At 66.4% G+C, this 19,656-nt stretch carries 2 protein-coding genes; both read left to right on the forward strand.

Going from position 1 to position 19,656, the window contains the following annotated elements:
• The first annotated feature begins 584 nt into the window (after positions 1-584).
• Positions 585-18,809, forward strand: coding sequence for an amino acid adenylation domain-containing protein (locus ABZS43_RS00655; protein WP_355033678.1), 18,225 nt, complete (start codon positions 585-587; stop codon positions 18,807-18,809).
• Positions 18,810-19,215: 406 nt separating this feature from the next.
• The gene (locus tag ABZS43_RS00660) at positions 19,216-19,596 is read left to right on the forward strand and encodes a helix-turn-helix domain-containing protein (protein ID WP_355033679.1); all 381 of its coding nucleotides are present in this window, start codon (positions 19,216-19,218) and stop codon (positions 19,594-19,596) included.
• The last annotated feature ends 60 nt before the right edge of the window (positions 19,597-19,656 follow it).

Consider the following 19,656-nt stretch of genomic DNA (forward strand, 5'->3'; position numbering starts at 1 on the left):
TGCGAATCCCGAAACTCGGCCGGGCCATCCCGGGCGGGTGAATCGCGATATCGCCAGTACCGTGGACTGTGCGCCGTTAATGGCCGTTGCGAACCGAGTACTGCCCCGTTATGATTACTCTTTCAAGTTGGTCGCCGACACCGCGAACGTGCTTCGGCGACTGCCGGTCGGATTGTCTTCGGCCGCGGGTCGGCAAGGCGGGAGAATCCTCTCGTTTGTCGGGGGTGCGACGTCTGTAGCGCAAAGTCGACGACCGTGAGGTCGTTCGATTGAAAACATGAATTGGCAGCACACCCTACGTCTCAGGCCTAAGCGGTGCAACCCATGAATTGTAACGATATCGGCTCTCTGCTCGCTGAACCCGACTGCGGTTCGAGCTGGTCTGGTTGTTTAGAAGCCCTGGTCCGCGCAGCGCCGATCGCCCGCCGACGCGTCTTCAGGAAGTGATGACTCGTCCGGACGGCATATGGAGCCTTTCGAATGAAGTTCGCCGCGTACGCAGGAGTGATGATACGCGGACAGTGGGTTCAAAAGCGGCTCGACAGGCCGGTCGACTTCTGAAATGACGAATGCATGGAGGTCAGGTGACCACATCCCAGCGCAACTTCGATAGTGGTTCGGGGCGGTTTATTCCATCGCAGGTCGGCTCATCCGAGTTCGCCGGTCATCTGATTTCCGGTAACGGCTCCGGCGCGCGCAACAACGGCAATGGATCCGCACACCTTCCAGCCTCCGATGTTCTCCGGCTGTCCGCGGCACAGCGGGGCATCTGGTTCGCGCAGCATCTCGCGGGGGCATCGCCGATATCTGTGGCCCAATACGTCGAGATCGTCGGTGAACTGAAACCAGAATTGCTCATCGAGGCATGTAAGGCCGCCGGTCTCGAATTCGGGTGCGGGTACCTGCACCTGGTCGAAGTCGACGGCGAACCACGCCAGTTCGTCGACGAAACAGACGGCTCTCCGGCGTCGGTCATGGACTTGCGCCGGTATGCCGATCCTGTCGCGACCGCGCATCGGCTGATGGTTCAGGACTATTCGACCCCGCTGGACTTGCTGAACGACCACCTCATGCGGAGTGTGGTGTTCCAGGTGGGCTCGGATCACTTCCTGTGGTATCAGCGTGCTCACCATATTGCCCTGGATGGATACGCTGCGGTAACGATGCTGCACCGAGTGCTCGAGTTGTACAACGCTTGGGTGAACGGCGAAAACGCCCCGCCGTCGACGGCGAACGACCTGGGCGACATCATCGAGCAGGACCTGGCCTACCGGGGTTCCGCGCGTTTCGACAACGACCGCAAATACTGGACGGAGCACCTGGCCGGCGCGCCGCCGGTCGTCAGCCTGGCCGGTCGAGTGAGCAAGCCGACCATTCACCCGGCGCTCGTCAGCGCCCCGTTGCCGGACGACACCGCGCAGCTGCTGGACAACGTCGTGCTGGAGCGCGGCACGAGCGTAGCTCCGATCATTGTCGCGGCGTTCGCGGCCTATCTCGCCCGCATGACCGGAAGCGATGAAGTGCTGCTGAGTCTGCCGGTTTCGGGTCGGCACTCCGCTGTGCTGCGACGGTCGGGCGGAATGGTGGCGAATGTGGTGCCGCTGCGAGTGCGGGTCGCAGCACGCAGCGTCGGTGAAGTGATCGCCGCCGCTCAAAGCGAGTTGACGAGTGCGCTTCGGCGACAGCGCTACCGCCAAGAGGACATATTCCACGATATGGGGATCGCGCGCGACGAGGCGGCGTCCTTCGGGCCTGCCGTGAACCTCATGATGATCGAGAACGAGGTTGTGCTCGGTGATACGACAGGGCGCCTGAATGTCCTGACGTCAGGTCCTACGGCTGACCTGTTTGTCAACATCTACCCGGGAGCCGGCAAGAGCAGCACACACATCGACTTCCAAGGGAATCCGAATGTGTACAGTCCGGCGGAACTTGCCGGTCACCACAAACGATTCCTGATGTTCCTGCACGAGTTCCTCGCAGGCGGGACCGAGAATCAGGTCAGCAGACTGCCTTTGCTCGAGGCGAAGGAGCGGTCCGCGCTGCTGCCCGTGCGAGGGCCGCGCGGCATCGGAACACGACTGCTACCGGACATCTTGGCCGACAGCGCACACCGCGATCCTGAGGCGAGTGCGATCGCCTCGGCCGGGCAGACGGTGACATATGGCGAGCTGGACGTCAGATCCTCCCAGCTGTCGCGACAGCTGATAGCTCTGGGGTGTGGTCCGGACGAGGCGGTAGCGATCGTGCTCCGACGCTCGGTCGAGTCGATCACCGCGGCGTGGGCGGTCGCGAAGTGTGGGGCCGCGATCGTGCAGGTGGACCCGGAGTATCCGCCGAAGCGGATCGAGCACATGATCGCCGACAGCGGCGCACGAGTGGGGATCACCATCGGCGCCCATCGTGGACGGCTCCCCGAGGCGGTGCGCCAGGTAGTTCTCGATGACGCCGCGACCCGACAGATATGCGACGACGCCGCGGGCGGGCCGATTCGCGACGAGGAGCGGATCCGTCCACTGCGAGCGTCCAACCTCGCGTATATGACCTACACGTCGGGATCGACCGGATTGCCGAAAGGTGTCCAGGTCACCCAGGCCGGAATCGCGAATCTCATCGCCGATCGCAGCGAAGCCTACGAAATCGACACGACGTCGCGGGTGTCCTATGCGCTCTCGCCCAGCTTCGACGCTTCACTGGAACAGTTCCTGACGTGCTTCGCGAACGGATCCACGCTGGTGATCGTGCCTCCCGAGGTGATCGGCGGTGAACGGCTCACCCAATTACTCGCCGATGAAGGCGTGACCCACCTGACGCTGACGCCCGCGATGCTGGCAACCGTGGATCCGAGTCGGCTGACCGACTTGCGCGCGGTGGTGGTCGGCGGCGACGTGTGTCCACCGCACATCATCGAGCGGTGGGCGCAGACCTGTTCCATGCACAACGAATACGGGCCGACCGAAACCACGGTGACCGCCGCGGGCGCCGTGCTGAGACCCGGCGGTGATCTCACGGTCGGCGGCCCCATACGTGGGGTATCGGCCATGATTCTCGACCCCACCCTGCAACCGGTGCCGAAGGGCACCGCGGGTGAGTTGTATCTGGCCGGGCCCGGCTTGGCGCGAGGCTACAGTCACCTGGTCGGCCAGACCGCGGCCCGGTTCGTCGCCGATCCATGCGGCGTTGCTGGTGAGCGGATGTACCGGACCGGTGACATCGCGCGCTGGGCGGGCGAGGACTCGGCGCTGACGCTGGAGCTGATGGGCCGCAGCGACTTCCAGGTGAAGATTCGCGGGTACCGGATCGAGCCGGGCGAGATCGACGCGGCATTCACCGCACACCAGGACGTGGACATGTCCGTGACGGTGCCGGTGCGCAACAACGCGGGCGCGACCGTCTTGGCGTCCTATGTCGTCCCGGTGCACGATCGTCGGGTCGATCCGATCGAACTCGAGCGTTTCGCCCGCGAGTCCCTGCCGCCGCATATGGTCCCGGCGGTGATCCTGCCACTGGACAGCCTCCCGGTGAACGCGTTCGGCAAGCTCGATCGCAGCGCACTACCCGAACCGGCTTTCGGGACCGCACCGGCCGGTCGGCCGCCGGCCACACCGAGGGAAACCGTGATGGCGAAGCTGTTCGCCGAGGTCCTCGGCGTGCGACAGGTCGGGGCGGACGACAGCTTCTTCGCCCTCGGCGGCGACAGCATACTGTCGATTCAATTGGTGACGCGGGCCAAGGCCGTTGGCTTGGCTTTCACGACGCAGGATGTGTTCGAGTACAAGACCGTCGCGGGTCTGGCCGCCACGGCGACGGAAGTCGGCGATGAACCCCGGCTGGTCGAGTTACCCGGTGGCGGCGTCGGACCCATGCCGCTGACGCCGATCATGCACGCGATGCTCGGGCGAGGGCATTTCGATCGGTTCGCGCAAGCCGTGCTCGTACAGCTTCCGGGCGACATCGATCGAGCGGGGCTCGTGCGCGCGCTGCAATCCCTGCTCGACCACCACGATGTGCTGCGCGCGGTGTTGCGCGGCGGCGAGTCGGAGGATCGGTCCGTCGATGTAGTCGAGCCGGGAACGGTCGACGCCGCCACGGCGATCGCCCACGTCCGGCTCGATCGACGCGACGCCGCGGAAGTCGACAGGCATCTGCAAGCGGCCGCGGATCGATTGGACCCCGGCAGCGGCACACTCGTTCAACTCGTCTGGATGGAAGATCACGACGACGCGAGCCGTGACCTGATGTGGCTGGTCATCCACCATCTCGCTGTCGACGCGGTGTCGTGGCGGATCATCCTCACCGACCTCGCGCAGGCCTGGCAGCAGATTCGCGACGGCGGCGAACCGCGCTTCGCATCGGGCACGACCTCGTTCCGGCGCTGGGCTCACGGCCTGGTCGAGCAGGCACCGGGCAAGCGTTCGGCGGAGCTCGACGTGTGGAAAGAAGTTCTCGCGCGGGGCGATCAGCTACTCGGGGCGCGGAATCTGGACCCGAATCGTGACGTCGCGGCCACGGCGGGCCGGATCCGGACGCGTATCCCGGCAGATGTCACCGAGGCGGTTCTCACCACCATTCCGGCTCGCTTTCACGGCAGCGCCAATGACCCGCTGCTCGCGGCGCTGGCGCTGGCGCTGGCGCAGTGGCGACGCGGGCGCGGCACGGTGGCCGACGGGGAATTGATCTGGCTGGAGGGCCATGGGCGCGAGGAACGGGCTGTGCCGGGCGCCGATCTCAGCGCGACCGTTGGCTGGTTCACCACACGGTTCCCGGTCCGGCTCGAACTGCGGGCCGTCGATCTCGACGAGGCGTTCGCGGGCGGTGCGGCCGCGGGACGTGCGATAAAGCAGGTGAAGGACCAGCTACGTGCGGTGCCCGACAACGGCATCGGCTACGGAATGCTGCGCTTCCTCGACCCCCGCGGTCGTAACGAGCTCGAAAGTTCGCCCGAACCCCAGATCAGCGTCAACTATCTGGGGCGGGTGGGCGCCGGCGAACAGTCGGGCGCGTGGACACCGACTACCGAATTCACCGCCCTGACCGGGACGAGCGATCCGCGGATGGCGCTGCCCGCCGTGCTCGATCTCAATGCGATCGCCGTGCCTGGCCCCGACGGGCTCGAACTCGACGCGACATGGGAGTTCGCCGCACAGGTGTTGAGCGCCGCCGAGGTCGACGAACTCGCCGGCCTGTGGGTACAGGCGCTGCGGGCGTTCACCGAACACGTCCGCTCCGAAACCGCGGGCGGCTTCACCGCCTCCGACTTCCCGCTCGTCGCGGCGTCCCAGGAAGATATCGACCACTGGCTGCGCGAATACCCGTCGATGACCGATGTGTGGCCGTTGACCACGTTGCAGTCCGGACTGCTGTTCCACGCCATCTACGACGGTGACAGCGTCGATGGCTACATCGTGCAGGTAGCGCTGACGCTGGCCGGGAAGGTACACGCCGAACGGATGCGGCAGGCCGCGCAGGCGCTCATCGACCGGCACGACAGCCTCCGGACCGCGTTCGTCGAGAGTGCCGACGGGCCACGCCAGATCGTGCTGCGCGACAGCCGGGTCGAATGGCGTCAGTCGGATATCAGCGATATCCGCGAGGCCGGTGATCGCGAGCGCGAACTCCGACGACTCGCGACGGCGGCGTCGGCGCCGTTCGATCCGGCTCGTCCGCCGATGGTGCGTTTCCACCTCATCCGCGTCGGTGCCGAGGAGTTCCAGCTGCTCGTCACCAACCATCACATCGTGCTGGACGGCTGGTCGATGCCCTTGCTGATCCACGAGTTGCTCACGTTGTACATATCCGATGGCGACACGGCCGAACTCGCGCCCCCTCGGTCCTACCGAGACTATCTGCAGTGGCTGCACGCGCAGGATCGTGATGCCGCGACCGCCGCGTGGCGGCAGATGCTCGCCGGTATCGAGAGCCCGACGCGGGTCACCGGCAAGCCGGATCGAACTGTCACCGCGCGCAACGACGAAGTCGGCCTGAACCTCGACGCCGCCACCACCGCCGCGGTTCTCGGCCTCGGCCGCTCCCATAACGTCACCGCCAATACGGCCGTGCAGGTGGCGTGGGCTTTGCTGCTCACGGTGCTGACCGGGCGATCGGATGTGGTGTTCGGAAACACGGTGTCGCACCGCCCGCCGCAGATCCCGGATGTGGAGCGCATGGTCGGCCTGTTCATCAACACACTGCCCGTACGAGTGCGGCTCGACCCCAACGAGTCCGTGGCCGACCTACTCGTTCGAGTGCAAGCCGAGCAGGCCGCGATGCTGGATCACCGGCACATCGGGCTGGCCGAGCTCCAACGGGCGACCGGGATCGCCGATATGTTCGATACGGTGACCGTGCTCGAGTCCTACCCTCTCGATCGGGAGGGGCTGGCACACACTCTCGGCGACGCCGGTTTGCGTCTTGTCGATATCGACGCCCACGATGCCACGCCGTATCCGCTGAGTCTGCAGGTGACCCCGCCGCGGTCGAGTCGTGACGGACGATCCGACACCGGCGAGCCAGGCGCCTACACGGTGACCTTGAGATTCTCCACCGACCGGCTCGGCCCGCGGAATGCCCGCACGCTGCTCGAACGATTCGAACTGATCCTGCGGCAGATCGTAACCGATCCGACTGAAAAGGTCGCCGCGATCTCCTCGTGCTGGGAATCCGAACGCGCCGAACTACTGTCGGTCACCAGCGAGCCACCGACCGCGGAGCTCACGCTGCGCCAGATCCTGTCGCGAACAGCGCGCCGGTATCCGGACGCGACGGCTGTCCGCTGCGGTGACACCACGCTGACCTATCGTGAGCTCGAATTGCGCGCGGACAGGCTCGCGGGCCTGCTGATCGACCGGGGTGCGCGCCCCGAATCGTTCGTCGCATTGGCCATGCCCCGTTCGATCGAACTCGTCGTGGCGATCTGGGCGGTGGCAAGGACGGGAGCCGCTTTCGTCCCACTGGATCCCGGCAATCCCACCGAGCGGATCGCGGAGTTGCTGTCGGACTCGCGGACCGAGCGGGGAGTGACGACCAGCGCTGTCGCATCACGCCTTCCGGATACGGTCGACTGGGTGGTTCTGGACGCCGAGGAAGATCCGCCTCGCGTGAGCGGCGACCCGGCCACGGCGGGAAGGCTGCGGGCCGACAACGCGGCGTATGTGATCTATACGTCCGGATCGACCGGCAAGCCGAAGGCAGTCCAACTCAGCCATCGAGGTCTTGCCGACCTTGTCGCCGCGCAAGCCGAATCCTTCGGTGCCGATACGGACTCGGCGGTGTTGCAGGTCGCCTCACCGGGGTTCGACGCCTGCCTGTCCGAGTTGCTGTTGGCACACAGCAGCGGCGCGTGCCTCGTGGTGGCGCCACCGCACGTGTACGGCGGTAGCGATCTCGCGGAATTGATACGGTCGGAGAAGGTTTCACACGCGATCATCACCCCGTCGGTACTGAATACGATGGACCCGTCCGGGCTTCCGTCCCTCGAATCGGTGGCGGTCGTCGGTGAAGCGACCGGATCGGACACCGTGAACCGGTGGGGCCCGGGGCACCGGCTGATGAATCATTACGGGCCGACGGAATGCACGATCTGGGCAACAGGCTCCGGTGCCATGAGGCCCGGTGAACCCGTGTCGATCGGTGGACCGATCCGAGGTGTGTCCGTGACGGTTCTCGATATGTGGCTGCGCCCCGTGCCGGTCGGGGTCGCGGGCGAACTCTATATCGGAGGCCCCGGACTCGCGCGAGGCTACTTCGATCGACCGGGCGCGACCGCGTCCCGCTTCGTCGCGGACCCGGAATCCGCCCACGGTGCACGGATCTATCGCACCGGTGATTCCGTGCGCTGGGTGCGGGGTCGCAGCGGTTTGGAGCTGGATTACCTGGGACGCAACGATCAACAGGTCAAGATCCACGGGCTGCGGATCGAACCCGGGGACATCGATGTCCATCTGACGCGGCACGCCGCTGTCTCCAGGGTCGCCACCGTCGCGCAGAAGGGGCCCGCAGGCCAGCCCGTGCTGGTGTCCTATGTCGTCTCCGCGCCGGGTGTCGCTCTGGATGTGCAGGCACTACACGATGATCTCGCGAACACGCTGACCTACTACATGAATCCAACGGCGATCGTGGAACTCGACTCGATGCCGCTCACCGCCACGGGCAAGATCGATCGGAATGCCCTGCGGGAGCGCGCGTTCGAATCGGAGGCGGTCGGTGGTAGACCGCCGTCCACGCCCGCGGAAAAGATCATGGCGCAACTGTTCGCCGATGTGCTGCATGTCGACAGCGTCTCGGCGGAAAGCAACTTCTTCACCCTCGGCGGCGACAGCATCGTCTCGATGCGCCTTGTGGCCCTGGCGAGATCGGCCGGGTTGATCATCACCCCGCGAAACGTGTTCGAGGGCAAGACGGTTGCCGCCCTCGCCGCGATAGCGCGCGGCGATCCGGCCCCCGTGGCGATCGAGGAAGCGCCCGGACGCCACGCGGTCCACCGCGAGGAGGGACGCGCGTACCGGCCTTCGGATTTCCCGCTCGTCGGCCTCACACAACAGGACATCGAGCGACTCGAGCGGCAGTATCACGCCCTGTCCGACGTGTGGCCCCTGTCGCCGATGCAATCCGGTATCCACTTCCACTCGATGTTCAACCCGGACACCCTGGACAATTACACCGTCCAGACGATGATCGGATTTTCCGGCGAGGTCGACAGCGAACGCCTGCGGCGTGCCGCGCAGGCGCTGGTCGACCGCCACGACATCCTGCGTGCAGCGTTCGCGGAAACGACCGCGGGGCCGTGCCAGATCGTGCTGAGCCACGCCGACGTTCGTTTCCGGGAGGTCGATCTCGCCGACGGCGACGATCCGGAATCCAGGGCCGACATCGGCGCTATCGCCGCGGCGGACGCGGCGGCAGGTTTCGACCTGTCCGCCCCTCCGCTGATTCGATTCACGCTGATCCATGTCGATTCGGGCGCTTTCCGGCTACTCGTCACGAATCACCACGTGATCCTGGACGGCTGGTCGATGCCGCTGCTGATGCGAGAACTGCTCGAGTACTACGGATCACCGTCTCGTATCGAGGCCGTCGGACCTGCTCCCTCCTACCGTGACTACCTGGTCTGGCTACGTCAGCAGGATCTCGCCGCGTCCAAAGCAGCATGGGCGCAAGCCTATTCGGATGTGGATTCACCTACCCTTGTCGCCCGTGCAGCGGGTGCGGCCGGTTCCACGTCGGCCGCCGCGGTCAGCGCGCAGCTTTCCGCGGACCGGTTCGGGGAACTTCGCGCGGTGGCGGCGGAGGCCGCCGTCACCGTCAATACGGCCATCGCCGCGGCCTGGGCCATGAATCTGCGCGTACTGACCGGTGAGACCGAGGTGATCTTCGGCTCCGCCGTGTCGGGCCGGCCACCGCAGTTGCCGATGGTGGACCAGACGCTCGGCATGTTCCTGAATACGATCCCCGTCCGCGTTCGGCTCGAACCCACTCTTTCGTTGCGGCAGTTGCTGATCCGCATTCAGGCAGAGCACGCCCGCATGCTGGATCACCATTACGTCGGTCTACCGGACATCCACCGCAGCGCCGGAGTATCCGCCCTCTTCGACACCGCGCTCGCTTTCCAGTCATTCCCGCTCGACCGGTCCGCGCTGCAACAACTCGTCGATTCGGCGGGCCTGCGCGTCGATGACATCACCGGTATCGACGCCACCCCGTATCCGCTGAGCTTGGTCGTCGCACCACAGCACGCCGAGCGCGGCGGCGCGCAGGGACTGCAGATCACCCTGCGATACTTCGAGGACGAATTCGAGCCGGCGCGGGCGCGCGAAATCCTCGACCGCTTCGTCGAGTTGTTGTGTCGGATCGCCGGGGACGCGGCCTGTCGGCTCGGCGCGATCGCGCTGAACGACGAACCGGGTCCGTCCTGGCCCACTCCGGATGACGAGCATGTCAGCCCGGTCCCATTGCACGACATCCTCGTGGCCTCGGTTGCCCGCGAACCCGACGCGCCCGCGGCGACATACGGCGGGACCACCATGACCTACCGGCAGCTCGACGAGCGATCCAATCGTCTGGCCAGGGTTCTGCTGCGGCGGGCGGGTCGGGCACGTGCCGTGCTCGCCTGCGCGCTCCCGCGATCCCTCGACGCGATCGTCACGATATGGGCTGCCGCGAAAGCGGGCGTCGCGTTCATGCCGATCGACCCGAAGCTCCCGCCCGAGCGAATCGAATTCCTACTGGCGGATTCGAACGCCTCACTCGGGCTGACCGATACCGGCTCCGAGAAGTATCTGCCCGATGTCGTCGACTGGCTGATCGTCGACGACGACGAGACCTGTCGAATCGTGGACTCGGCTGCTGCCGCGCCGATCACCGATGCCGAACGCGGCGGACCGATTCGGACGGATCGCACAGCGTATGTGATCTACACCTCCGGGTCGACGGGAACGCCCAAGGGGGTGCTTGTCAGCCATCGTGGCCTCGCCGATGTCGTTGCGGCGCAACGCCGCATCCTCGGCGTCGACCGCACCTCGACGGTATTGCAGGTCGCCTCACTCAGCTTCGACGCCTCGGTGTTCGAACTGTTGATGGCGCACGGCTCGGGCGGCAGGTTGGTCGTCGCGCCACCGGATGTCTACGGCGGCCGCGATCTGGCGGATCTGATGCGGCGCGAACACGTCTCACATGCGGTATTGACGCCGTCGGCGCTGGCGACAGTTCCGCGGGACGGCCTCGACGAACTGCGGGTGCTGGCGACGGCCGGTGAACAGGTCGGGCCGGAACTGGTCGATCAGTGGGCGCCGGATCGCACCATGGTCAACCTCTACGGGCCGACCGAATGCACGATCTGGGCTACCGCGAGTGAAGCGCTGACCCCCGGCGCCGCGATCACGATCGGCAGACCGGTCGGCTCCGTCGCCGCGGCGGTCCTCGATACCTGGTTGCGGCCGGTACCGCTGGGTGTGGCGGGAGAGCTGTACCTGTTCGGACCGGGCCTGGCCGAGGGGTATATCGCCAAGTCGGGGTTGAGTGCGGCGCGGTTCGTGGCATGCCCGTTCGGGGAAAAGGGACGCCGCATGTACCGGACCGGCGATATTGTGCGGCGGAATGCGCACGACCAGCTGGAATTCCTGGGGCGCAACGATTTTCAGGTGAAGGTGCGCGGCACCAGGGTCGAGTTGAGTGAGATCGACGCGGCGCTCGGAGCGCGTGCGGACGTGGCATTCGTTGTCACCGTCCCGCGCAGCGACGACCGGCGACCGGTGATGCTGGTGTCCTATGTGGTGCCGTCGGCGGGGACGACGCTGACGGGCGAGGAGTTGCGCGCGTCGCTGACCGAGGTACTGCCCGCCTACATGGTGCCTGCCGCGGTGGTGGTGCTCGACGAGGTCCCGCTGACCCCGAATGGGAAATTGGATCGCGAGCGATTGCCGGAGCCGGTTTTCGCCATGCGAGCGTTCACGGCGCCGTCGTCGTGGGTGGAGGCGGTCGTGGCGACGGCATTCGAGCAGGTACTCGACGTCGACCGGGTCGGGGTCGACGACGACTTCTTCATGCTGGGCGGTGACTCGTTGCGTGCGTCGCTGGTGGTGGCGCGAGTGGGTGCGGCCCTTGATGTCCTGGTGCCGGTGCGGTCGTTGTTCGAGGCGCCGACCGTTGCGGGGTTGGCGGAACTCGCCGGGTCACTCAGCGGCGGGGGCCGGGTGCCTCTGACAGCGGCGGCGCGCCCCGAGCCGGTGCCGCTGTCACTGGCGCAGCAACGGATGTGGTTCCTGAACCGACTGGAACCGGAGTCGGCGGCGTACAACATTCCGGTGATGCTGCGGTTGTCCGGGCACTTGGACACCGCGGCCATGGAGGCGGCGCTCGGGGATGTGATCGGGCGTCACGAGGTGTTGCGCACGATTTATCCGGAGACCGCCGGTGAGCCGCGACAGCTGGTTCTGGACGATCCCGAGGTCGCGGTGGAGTCGATGCGAGTGCGGGCGAGTTCGGTCCGGGATGTGGTGGGCGAGTTCGTGCAACGCGGGTTCGACGTGACCGCGCAGGTGCCGATGCGCGTGGGATTGTTCGAGGTCGGCCAGGAGGCCGACGGCGGTATCGGACAGTTCATGCTGGTGCTGGTGGTCCATCACATCGCCGGTGATGGACAGTCCATGGGGCCGCTGGCTCGTGATGTGATGGCGGCCTACGCGGCGCGGTTGGCGGGACACGCGCCGGTATGGGAGCCCCTGCCGGTGCAGTACGCGGATTTCGCATTGTGGCAGCGGCAGGTGCTGGGGGCGGCGGATGATCCGGCTTCGTTGATGCACGCGCAGTTGGCGTTCTGGCGCTCGACGCTGGCCGACGCGCCGGATCGACTGGATCTGCCCGCCGACCGGGCCCGCCCGGCAGCGGCGTCGTTGGCGGGCGGTCGAGTGCCGGTGGAGATCGAGGCGAGGCTGCACGGTCGACTACTGGCGCTGGCACGATCGCGGGGAGCGTCGCTGTTCATGGTGGTACATGCCGCACTGGCTGTGACACTGGGGCGGTTGAGCGCCACCGATGACGTGGTCATCGGAACCCCGGTCGCGGGCCGGGGTGAACCGGGTCTGGATGCGCTGGTGGGCATGTTCGTGAACACGCTGGCGTTGCGGACTCCGGTAGACGGGGCAGAGTCATTCGCGGATCTGCTCAAACGGATTCGGGAGACGGACCTGCAGGCGTTCGAACATGCCGATGTGCCGTTCGAGCGGGTCGTGGAGGAACTGAATCCGCAGCGATCAACGGCGCAGCATCCCCTGTTCCAGGTCGCGCTGGCGTTCCAGAATCTGTCGACGGTCGAGGTCGTGCTGCCCGACGTCGCGGTGTCGCAGACGGATCTGGATACCGGAATCTGCCAGTTCGACCTGCAACTCGTACTTTCCGATTCGTATGCGAAAGCGGGTGTTACGCAAGGCATCTCGGGCATGATGATGTTCGCGCGGGATCTGTTCGACGAAGCAACGGTCGCGGGGTTCGTCCGGCGATTCACGCGGGTCCTGGAAGCGGTCGCCGATGATCCGTCGGTAGCGGTCGGGGATATCGACTGGTTGGACACCGGCGAACGCACGGAGTTGCTGTCGCGGGTGGGTTCGCACGCCGCGGCGTCACCGGTGCTGTTGCCGGAGGTGCTTGCCGCGGCGGTGCGGGACAACGGCGAGGGTGTGGCCGTGGTGTCGGGGGATACGGAGTTGTCGTACACCGAGCTCGACGAACGGTCGAATCGGCTGGCGCGGTTGCTGATCCACTTCGGGGCCGCACCGGAGAGTGCGGTCGTGGTGGTGCTCGAGCGATCGGTGGAATCCGTCATCGCGTGGTGGGCGGTGGTGAAATCGGGCGCGGTATACGTACCGGTGGATCCTGGCTATCCCGAGGCGCGGATCGAGCAGATGGTGTCGGATTCGGATGCGGCGCTGGGTGTGACGGTGTCGTCCGCGCGCGCCGCGTTGCCCGGTTCGGTGGACTGGATCGTGCTCGACGACACCGACGTAGCCGCGCGAATCGACGCGCTGGACGGGGGAACGGTCGAGCAAGGGGAGCGGCTACGGCCACTGCGGACCTCGAATGTGGCCTGGTTGGTCTTCACTTCCGGATCCACCGGAGTGCCGAAGGGTGTCGCTGTCACACATTCCGGCCTGGCCGATTACCTCACGGCGCAGCGCGCCGACCCCGAGCGCACGTCCCGGGTACTACATTTCGCGTCGCCCTCGTTCGACGCCTCCCTGCTGGAAATACTGCTGGCGGTCGGCTCCGGGTCGGCGCTGGTGGTGGCGCGGGCGGGGATGGTCGGCGGGAAAGAGCTGGCCGAACTCCTCCGCGAGCAGCGGGTCACGCACGCGTTCGTCACCCCGGCCGCACTGGCCTCGGTGGATCCGGCGGGGCTGGACGACCTGCGGGTAGTGATGTCCGGAGGTGAGCAGGTCCCGGCGGACCTGGTGAACCGATGGGCAGGCACCGACATCGCCGGAGTCAGGGAGTTCCGGGTGTTGTACGGACCGACCGAGACGACGGTGGTCGCCACGGCGACGCAACGGCTGCGACCGGGTGATCCGTCGACGATCGGCGCGCCGCTGCCGGGAATGCAAGCCTTGGTGCTGGATACCCGGATGCAGCCGGTGCCGGTAGGGGTGAGCGGAGAGTTGTATCTGGCCGGCCCGGCGCTCGCGCGCGGGTACCTGAACAGGGCGGGCACGACCGCGGCGCGGTTCGTGGCACACCCGTTCGCGGACCGGGGACGCCGGGTGTACCGCACCGGCGATGTGGTGCGGTGGAATGCCGGTGGCGCTTTGGAGTTCGTGGGACGTAACGATTTTCAGGTGAAGATCCGCGGTTTCCGGGTCGAGCTCGGGGAGATCGATGCGGTGCTCGGCGCGCGTGCCGATGTGGGGTTCGCGGTGACGGTGCCGCGTCGTGAGGGCGCCGCTCCGTTGATGTTGGTGTCCTACGTGGTGCCGGTAGCGCAGGCGAGTGTGTCGGGTGAGGAGTTGCGCGCGGCGCTGGCCGAGCTGCTGCCCTCGTATATGGTGCCCGCCGCGGTGATGGTCCTCGATGAGATCCCCCTGTCGCCGAACGGAAAACTCGACCGCAAGGCGCTGCCTGCCCCCGTCGTCGCGGCCAAGCAATTCCGCGCCCCGGCATCGCCGGTGGAGGAGATAGTGGCCGGTGTGTTCGCCGAGATGCTCGGCGTCAGCGGCGCCGTCGGCGCCGACGACGACTTCTTCGACCTGGGCGGCAACAGTCTGGTCGCCACCCGCGTGGCCGCGCGGATCGGCGCCGCGCTCGACACGAATATCCCGGTATCGATGATCTTCGAGGCGTCGACCGTCGAAAAATTGGCCGCGCGCGCCGAATCCCACACCGACACCACCCGGATGGCGTTGACCGCGCAGCCGCGCCCGCAGCGCATTCCATTGTCGTACGCGCAGCAGCGGATGTGGTTCCTGAACCGGTTCGAGCCCGACTCGCCCGCCTACAGCATCCCGATCGTCTTTCGCCTGTCCGGGCAGCTGGATATCGATGCGCTGCACGCGGCGATCGATGACGTCGTCACCCGTCACGAGGTACTCCGGACCGTGTATCCGCAGGTGGCGGGCGAGCCGGCGCAACTTGTTCTTCCCGCCGCCGAAGCGGTCACGCCGCTGGCCGTGACCCCGGTCGCCGAGCCGGAACTGGCAGAGTCGGTGTCGGCACTGGTAGCGGCACCGTTCGATGTGACGGTGGAGGTGCCGTTCCGGGTACGCCTGTTCGAACTCGGGCCCGAGGAGTGGGTTCTGGCCGTCGTGATGCACCACATCTGCGGCGACGGGTCGTCGCTCGGCCCACTCGCGCGGGACATGATGGTCGCGTACGCGGCCCGGCTGCACGACGAGGCGCCGGCCTGGTCACCGCTCACGGTGCAGTACGCGGATTACTCGATCTGGCAGCAGGCAGTGCTGGGAACCGAGGACGACCCCGAATCATTGCTGCGAGCGCAGATCGACTACTGGACGACGCAGTTGGCCGACCTGCCCGCGCTGCTGGAACTACCGATCGACCGGCCGCGTCCGCCCACGCAGTCCTATGCGGGCGCGAGCCTGCCGCTGACGGTCGGTGCCGATCTCCACGCGGGATTGCAGCGGATCGCGCGAGCGCACAATACGACGCTGTTCATGGTGTTCCACGCGGCACTGGCTGCCACGCTGGCTCGGCTGGCCGACACCGACGACATCGCGATCGGCACTCCCTACGCGGGCCGCGGCGAGCCCGAACTCGACGATCTGGTCGGCATGTTCGTCAACACCCTCGTGCTGCGGACACGGTTGAGCGCGGGGATGTCGTTCACACAGCTGCTCGAGCAGGCGCGGGGGACCGATCTGGCCGCGTTCGGGCACGCGGACGTGCCGTTCGAACGGCTGGTGCAGGAGCTGAACCCGGTGCGATCCCACGCCCACCACCCCTTGTTCCAGGTGCTGCTGGCGTTCCAGAATCTCGCTACGACCGACCTCGAGTTGCCAGGGCTGTCCATGTCGGCCCTCGAAGCCGATACCGGTACCTCACTGTTCGACCTGCAAGTCACGGTATCGGATACCTACGACAACACCGGCGCCCCAGCGGGCATGACCGGTGCGGTGACCTACGCGACCGATCTCTTCGACCAGGTCACTGTGACCACGTTCATCGATCGTCTGCTGCGGCTGCTCGACGCACTGGTGACAAACCCCGAGCAACCCGTCCACGACGTGGACCTGCTCGATGCCGCCGAACGGGAAACCGTTCTGGTGCGGTGGAACTCGACCGATCACGCGCTCGTTCCGAATGAGACACTCGCCTCGGCCTTCGCCCGCTCGGCGCAGGAGCACGCGGACCGTCCCGCGGTGATATTCGGTGACGAGTCGCTGACCTACGCGGCGTTCGCGTCGCGCGTATACCGGCTGGCACGATGGTTGATCTCCCGAGGGGTTGGTCCGGAGTCGTTGGTGGCGCTACCGATGCGGCGATCGTTGGACCAGGTCACCGCGATGTACGCGGTACACGCCGCGGGCGGCGGGTACGTACCGATCGATCCTGACCACCCGGCCGAGCGCATCGAGTACATGCTGGAGACCGCCGATGCGGCGGTCGTGCTGTCGTCCCTCGATGGTCTGGAGTTGTCCGGATTCGACGACGCCCCCGTCACCGACAAGGATCGGATCGCACCGTTGCGGCCGGACAACATCGCGTACGTGATGTTCACCTCCGGATCGACGGGACGGCCGAAAGGCGTAGCCGTACAGCATTATTCGGTGATGAACCAGTTGCGCTGGGTCAGTGGGACATACGCGCTGACACCGGCCGATGTGGTGTTGCAGAAGACCCCCGCCACGTTCGACGTTTCGGTGTGGGAAATCTTCGCGCCCCTCGCGGTGGGCGCCCGGCTGGTGATCGCCCGGCCCGACGGACATACCGATCCGGCCTATCTCGCCGAAACCATTGCCGCGCAGAAGATCACGATCACCTCGTTCGTTCCGTCGATGCTGGCGGTGTTCGCGGACGCCGCGCCGACAGATTCACTGGACTCATTGCGGGCGCTGCTCGTGGGCGGCGAGGCGTTCGGCGCGGAAGTGGCGGCCGCGGCGCGGGCGGTGCTGCCCGAGACCGACTTGCAGAATCTGTACGGCCCGACCGAGTTCACCCTGCACGCGACGGCGCATCAGGTGCGCGCGGCCGACAGCGGGAGCATGCCGATGGGCACACCGGTATGGAACGCGCGAGCATACGTACTCGACTCCCGGCTGCGACCGGTACCGCCGGGCGTGGCGGGTGAGCTGTACCTGGCTGGCGCCCAGATCGCGCGCGGTTACCACGCGCGTGCGGGCCTGACGGCGGAACGGTTCGTGCCCGACCCACACGCAGTCGGCCGTCGTATGTACCGCACCGGCGACTTGGCGCGCTGGCGGCGCACCGGTGAGCTGGAATACCTGGGCCGCACCGACTTCCAGGTGAAACTGCGCGGCCTACGCATCGAACTCGGGGAAATCGAGGCGGTGTTCGCCGAGCACCCCACCGTCGCGCGGGCGGTGGCCGCGGTGTCCACCACCAAGGCGGTGGACTACCTCGTCGGCTATGTCGTCCCCGCCGCGGGCGCCACGGTCGATACCGAAGAGGTGCTGGCGCACGCGGCCAGCAGACTGCCCGGATATATGGTGCCCACCACCGTGATGGTCCTCGATACGGTGCCCCTCACCGCATCGGGCAAGCTGGACCGCGCGCGACTGCCGGAGCCGGTACTCGCGGTAGGCGAGTTCAGGGAGCCCTCTTCATGGCTGGAAGAGGAGGTCGCCCGAGCCTTCGAGCATGTGCTCGGCGTGCAGCGGGTCGGGGCCGACGACGACTTCTACGCGTTGGGCGGTAACTCGCTGAGATCGGTGCAAGTGGTGAGCGAGTTGAAGAAGGAACTCGACTTCGAGATTCCGGTCCGCTGGATGTTGTCGGACCCGAGTCCTGCCGACCTCGCGAAGCGAATCGAATCCGGCATGCGCTCCGGTCACACCGCCGCGGACCCAACCGCCCTCGGACTCGACGTACTACTACCGATCCGACCCGGCGGTCAGCAACCACCTCTGTTCTGTATCCATCCCGCCTCCGGTCTGTCCTGGTGCTATCACACCCTCGACCAATACATATCCGCCGGTCAGCCGATCTACGGCCTCCAGGCGCCCCAGATCGGCGGCGAAAACCCGGGTCCGACGACGATCGCGGAAATCGCCGAACGCTACTTCGAGGAGATCCGAACGGTCCAGCCACACGGCCCGTACCACCTTCTCGGCTGGTCACTGGGAGGTTTGATCGCCCACGCCGTCGCCGCCGAGATGCGCGCCGCGGGGGAGCAGGTCGCGCTATTGGCGATGCTCGACTCCGAAGCCAGCGGTATCGACGCTTCGTCGATCTCCACCATCACGGCAGGGGAGTTGATAAGCAACCTCGGCCCGGTCATGGGAATCGATTTCGTCAGTCCCGATGCGACGGCGGAGCAAGCCGCCCAGCAGATCGCCGAGCACCTGGGCGGCGGCATCGAGATCGACGCCGCAACGATCGAACGCCTGACCGACGCCTACAACCTATCGATCCGGGCTGCCGGTGTCTGGCAACCCCCGGTCGTGGACAGCGACCTGCTGTACTTCACCGCGGCACATGACAGGCGGTCCGACGCCGAAGGACACCGAGGCTGGGCGCCATTCATCCGTGGGCGTATTTCGAACTTCCAGATCAACGCGACTCACCTGGCGATGACCGAGCCCGGGGCCGTCGCCCAGATCGCCCGGATTCTCAATGAACGACTCGGATGATCCGGAGAAAAATCTCTATCCGCCACTGTAGACATCCGTGATCGGTTGCTATATCTTCGTGTTCATCACAGATGAAGAAAGTCCCATAGGCCGGGTAGAGGATGAACTTCCCGGATGAGATGAAGTAACAGAACACCCCCTTCCGGGCGCGCAAGCTCAACGTTCGGAAGGGTGCAGGAAGTACGAAGTGGTGTCCGAACCGCCCTCGTTCAGGGTTGGGGGCACCGTGCCGGTCGGATCGATAGGAGGTGATCGACAGTCACGCCGCAGCAACCCTCGCGCCTTGTTCTTCCTGGGGCGCGAAAGCACGAAGCCGATCATCGGATACGGCTAGTGAAGTAAATCCCCTCGGGCCCCCGGCGCGGTACGCGCCGGGGGCCGATTCTCGTTTCCCGGACAGGTGTACATGGAACAAGCTCAGCCCGAACCGGCGGACAACCACACCGGCAACCTCGACGATGAGGACTACCCCTCCTACAGCATGGGAGCCGCCGCGCAAGCGCTCGGCGTCACCCAAGCCTTCCTGCGCGCTCTGGATACCGCGAAACTGCTGACCCCGCAGCGCTCCGACGGTGGGCATCGCCGCTACTCGCGCTACCAGCTGCGCGTCGCCGCCCGGGTCCGCGAACTCGTCGACCAGGGCATCGCCGTGGACGCGGCATGTCGCATCATCATCCTCGAAGACCAACTCGCCGAAGCTCAACGGATCAACACCGCACTACAACATGCCCAAGACCAGGTGCCGGACTCCGAGGCGGGCACCGGGAAACCCCCTGACGCTGTTTGATCCGGCGTAGGGTGGGTAGCACTCTCATCCCGGTCCGAGTCCGAGGTCTGGACACCGGAA

Source organism: Nocardia sp. NPDC005366 (assembly GCF_040606855.1).
GTDB lineage: Bacteria > Actinomycetota > Actinomycetes > Mycobacteriales > Mycobacteriaceae > Nocardia.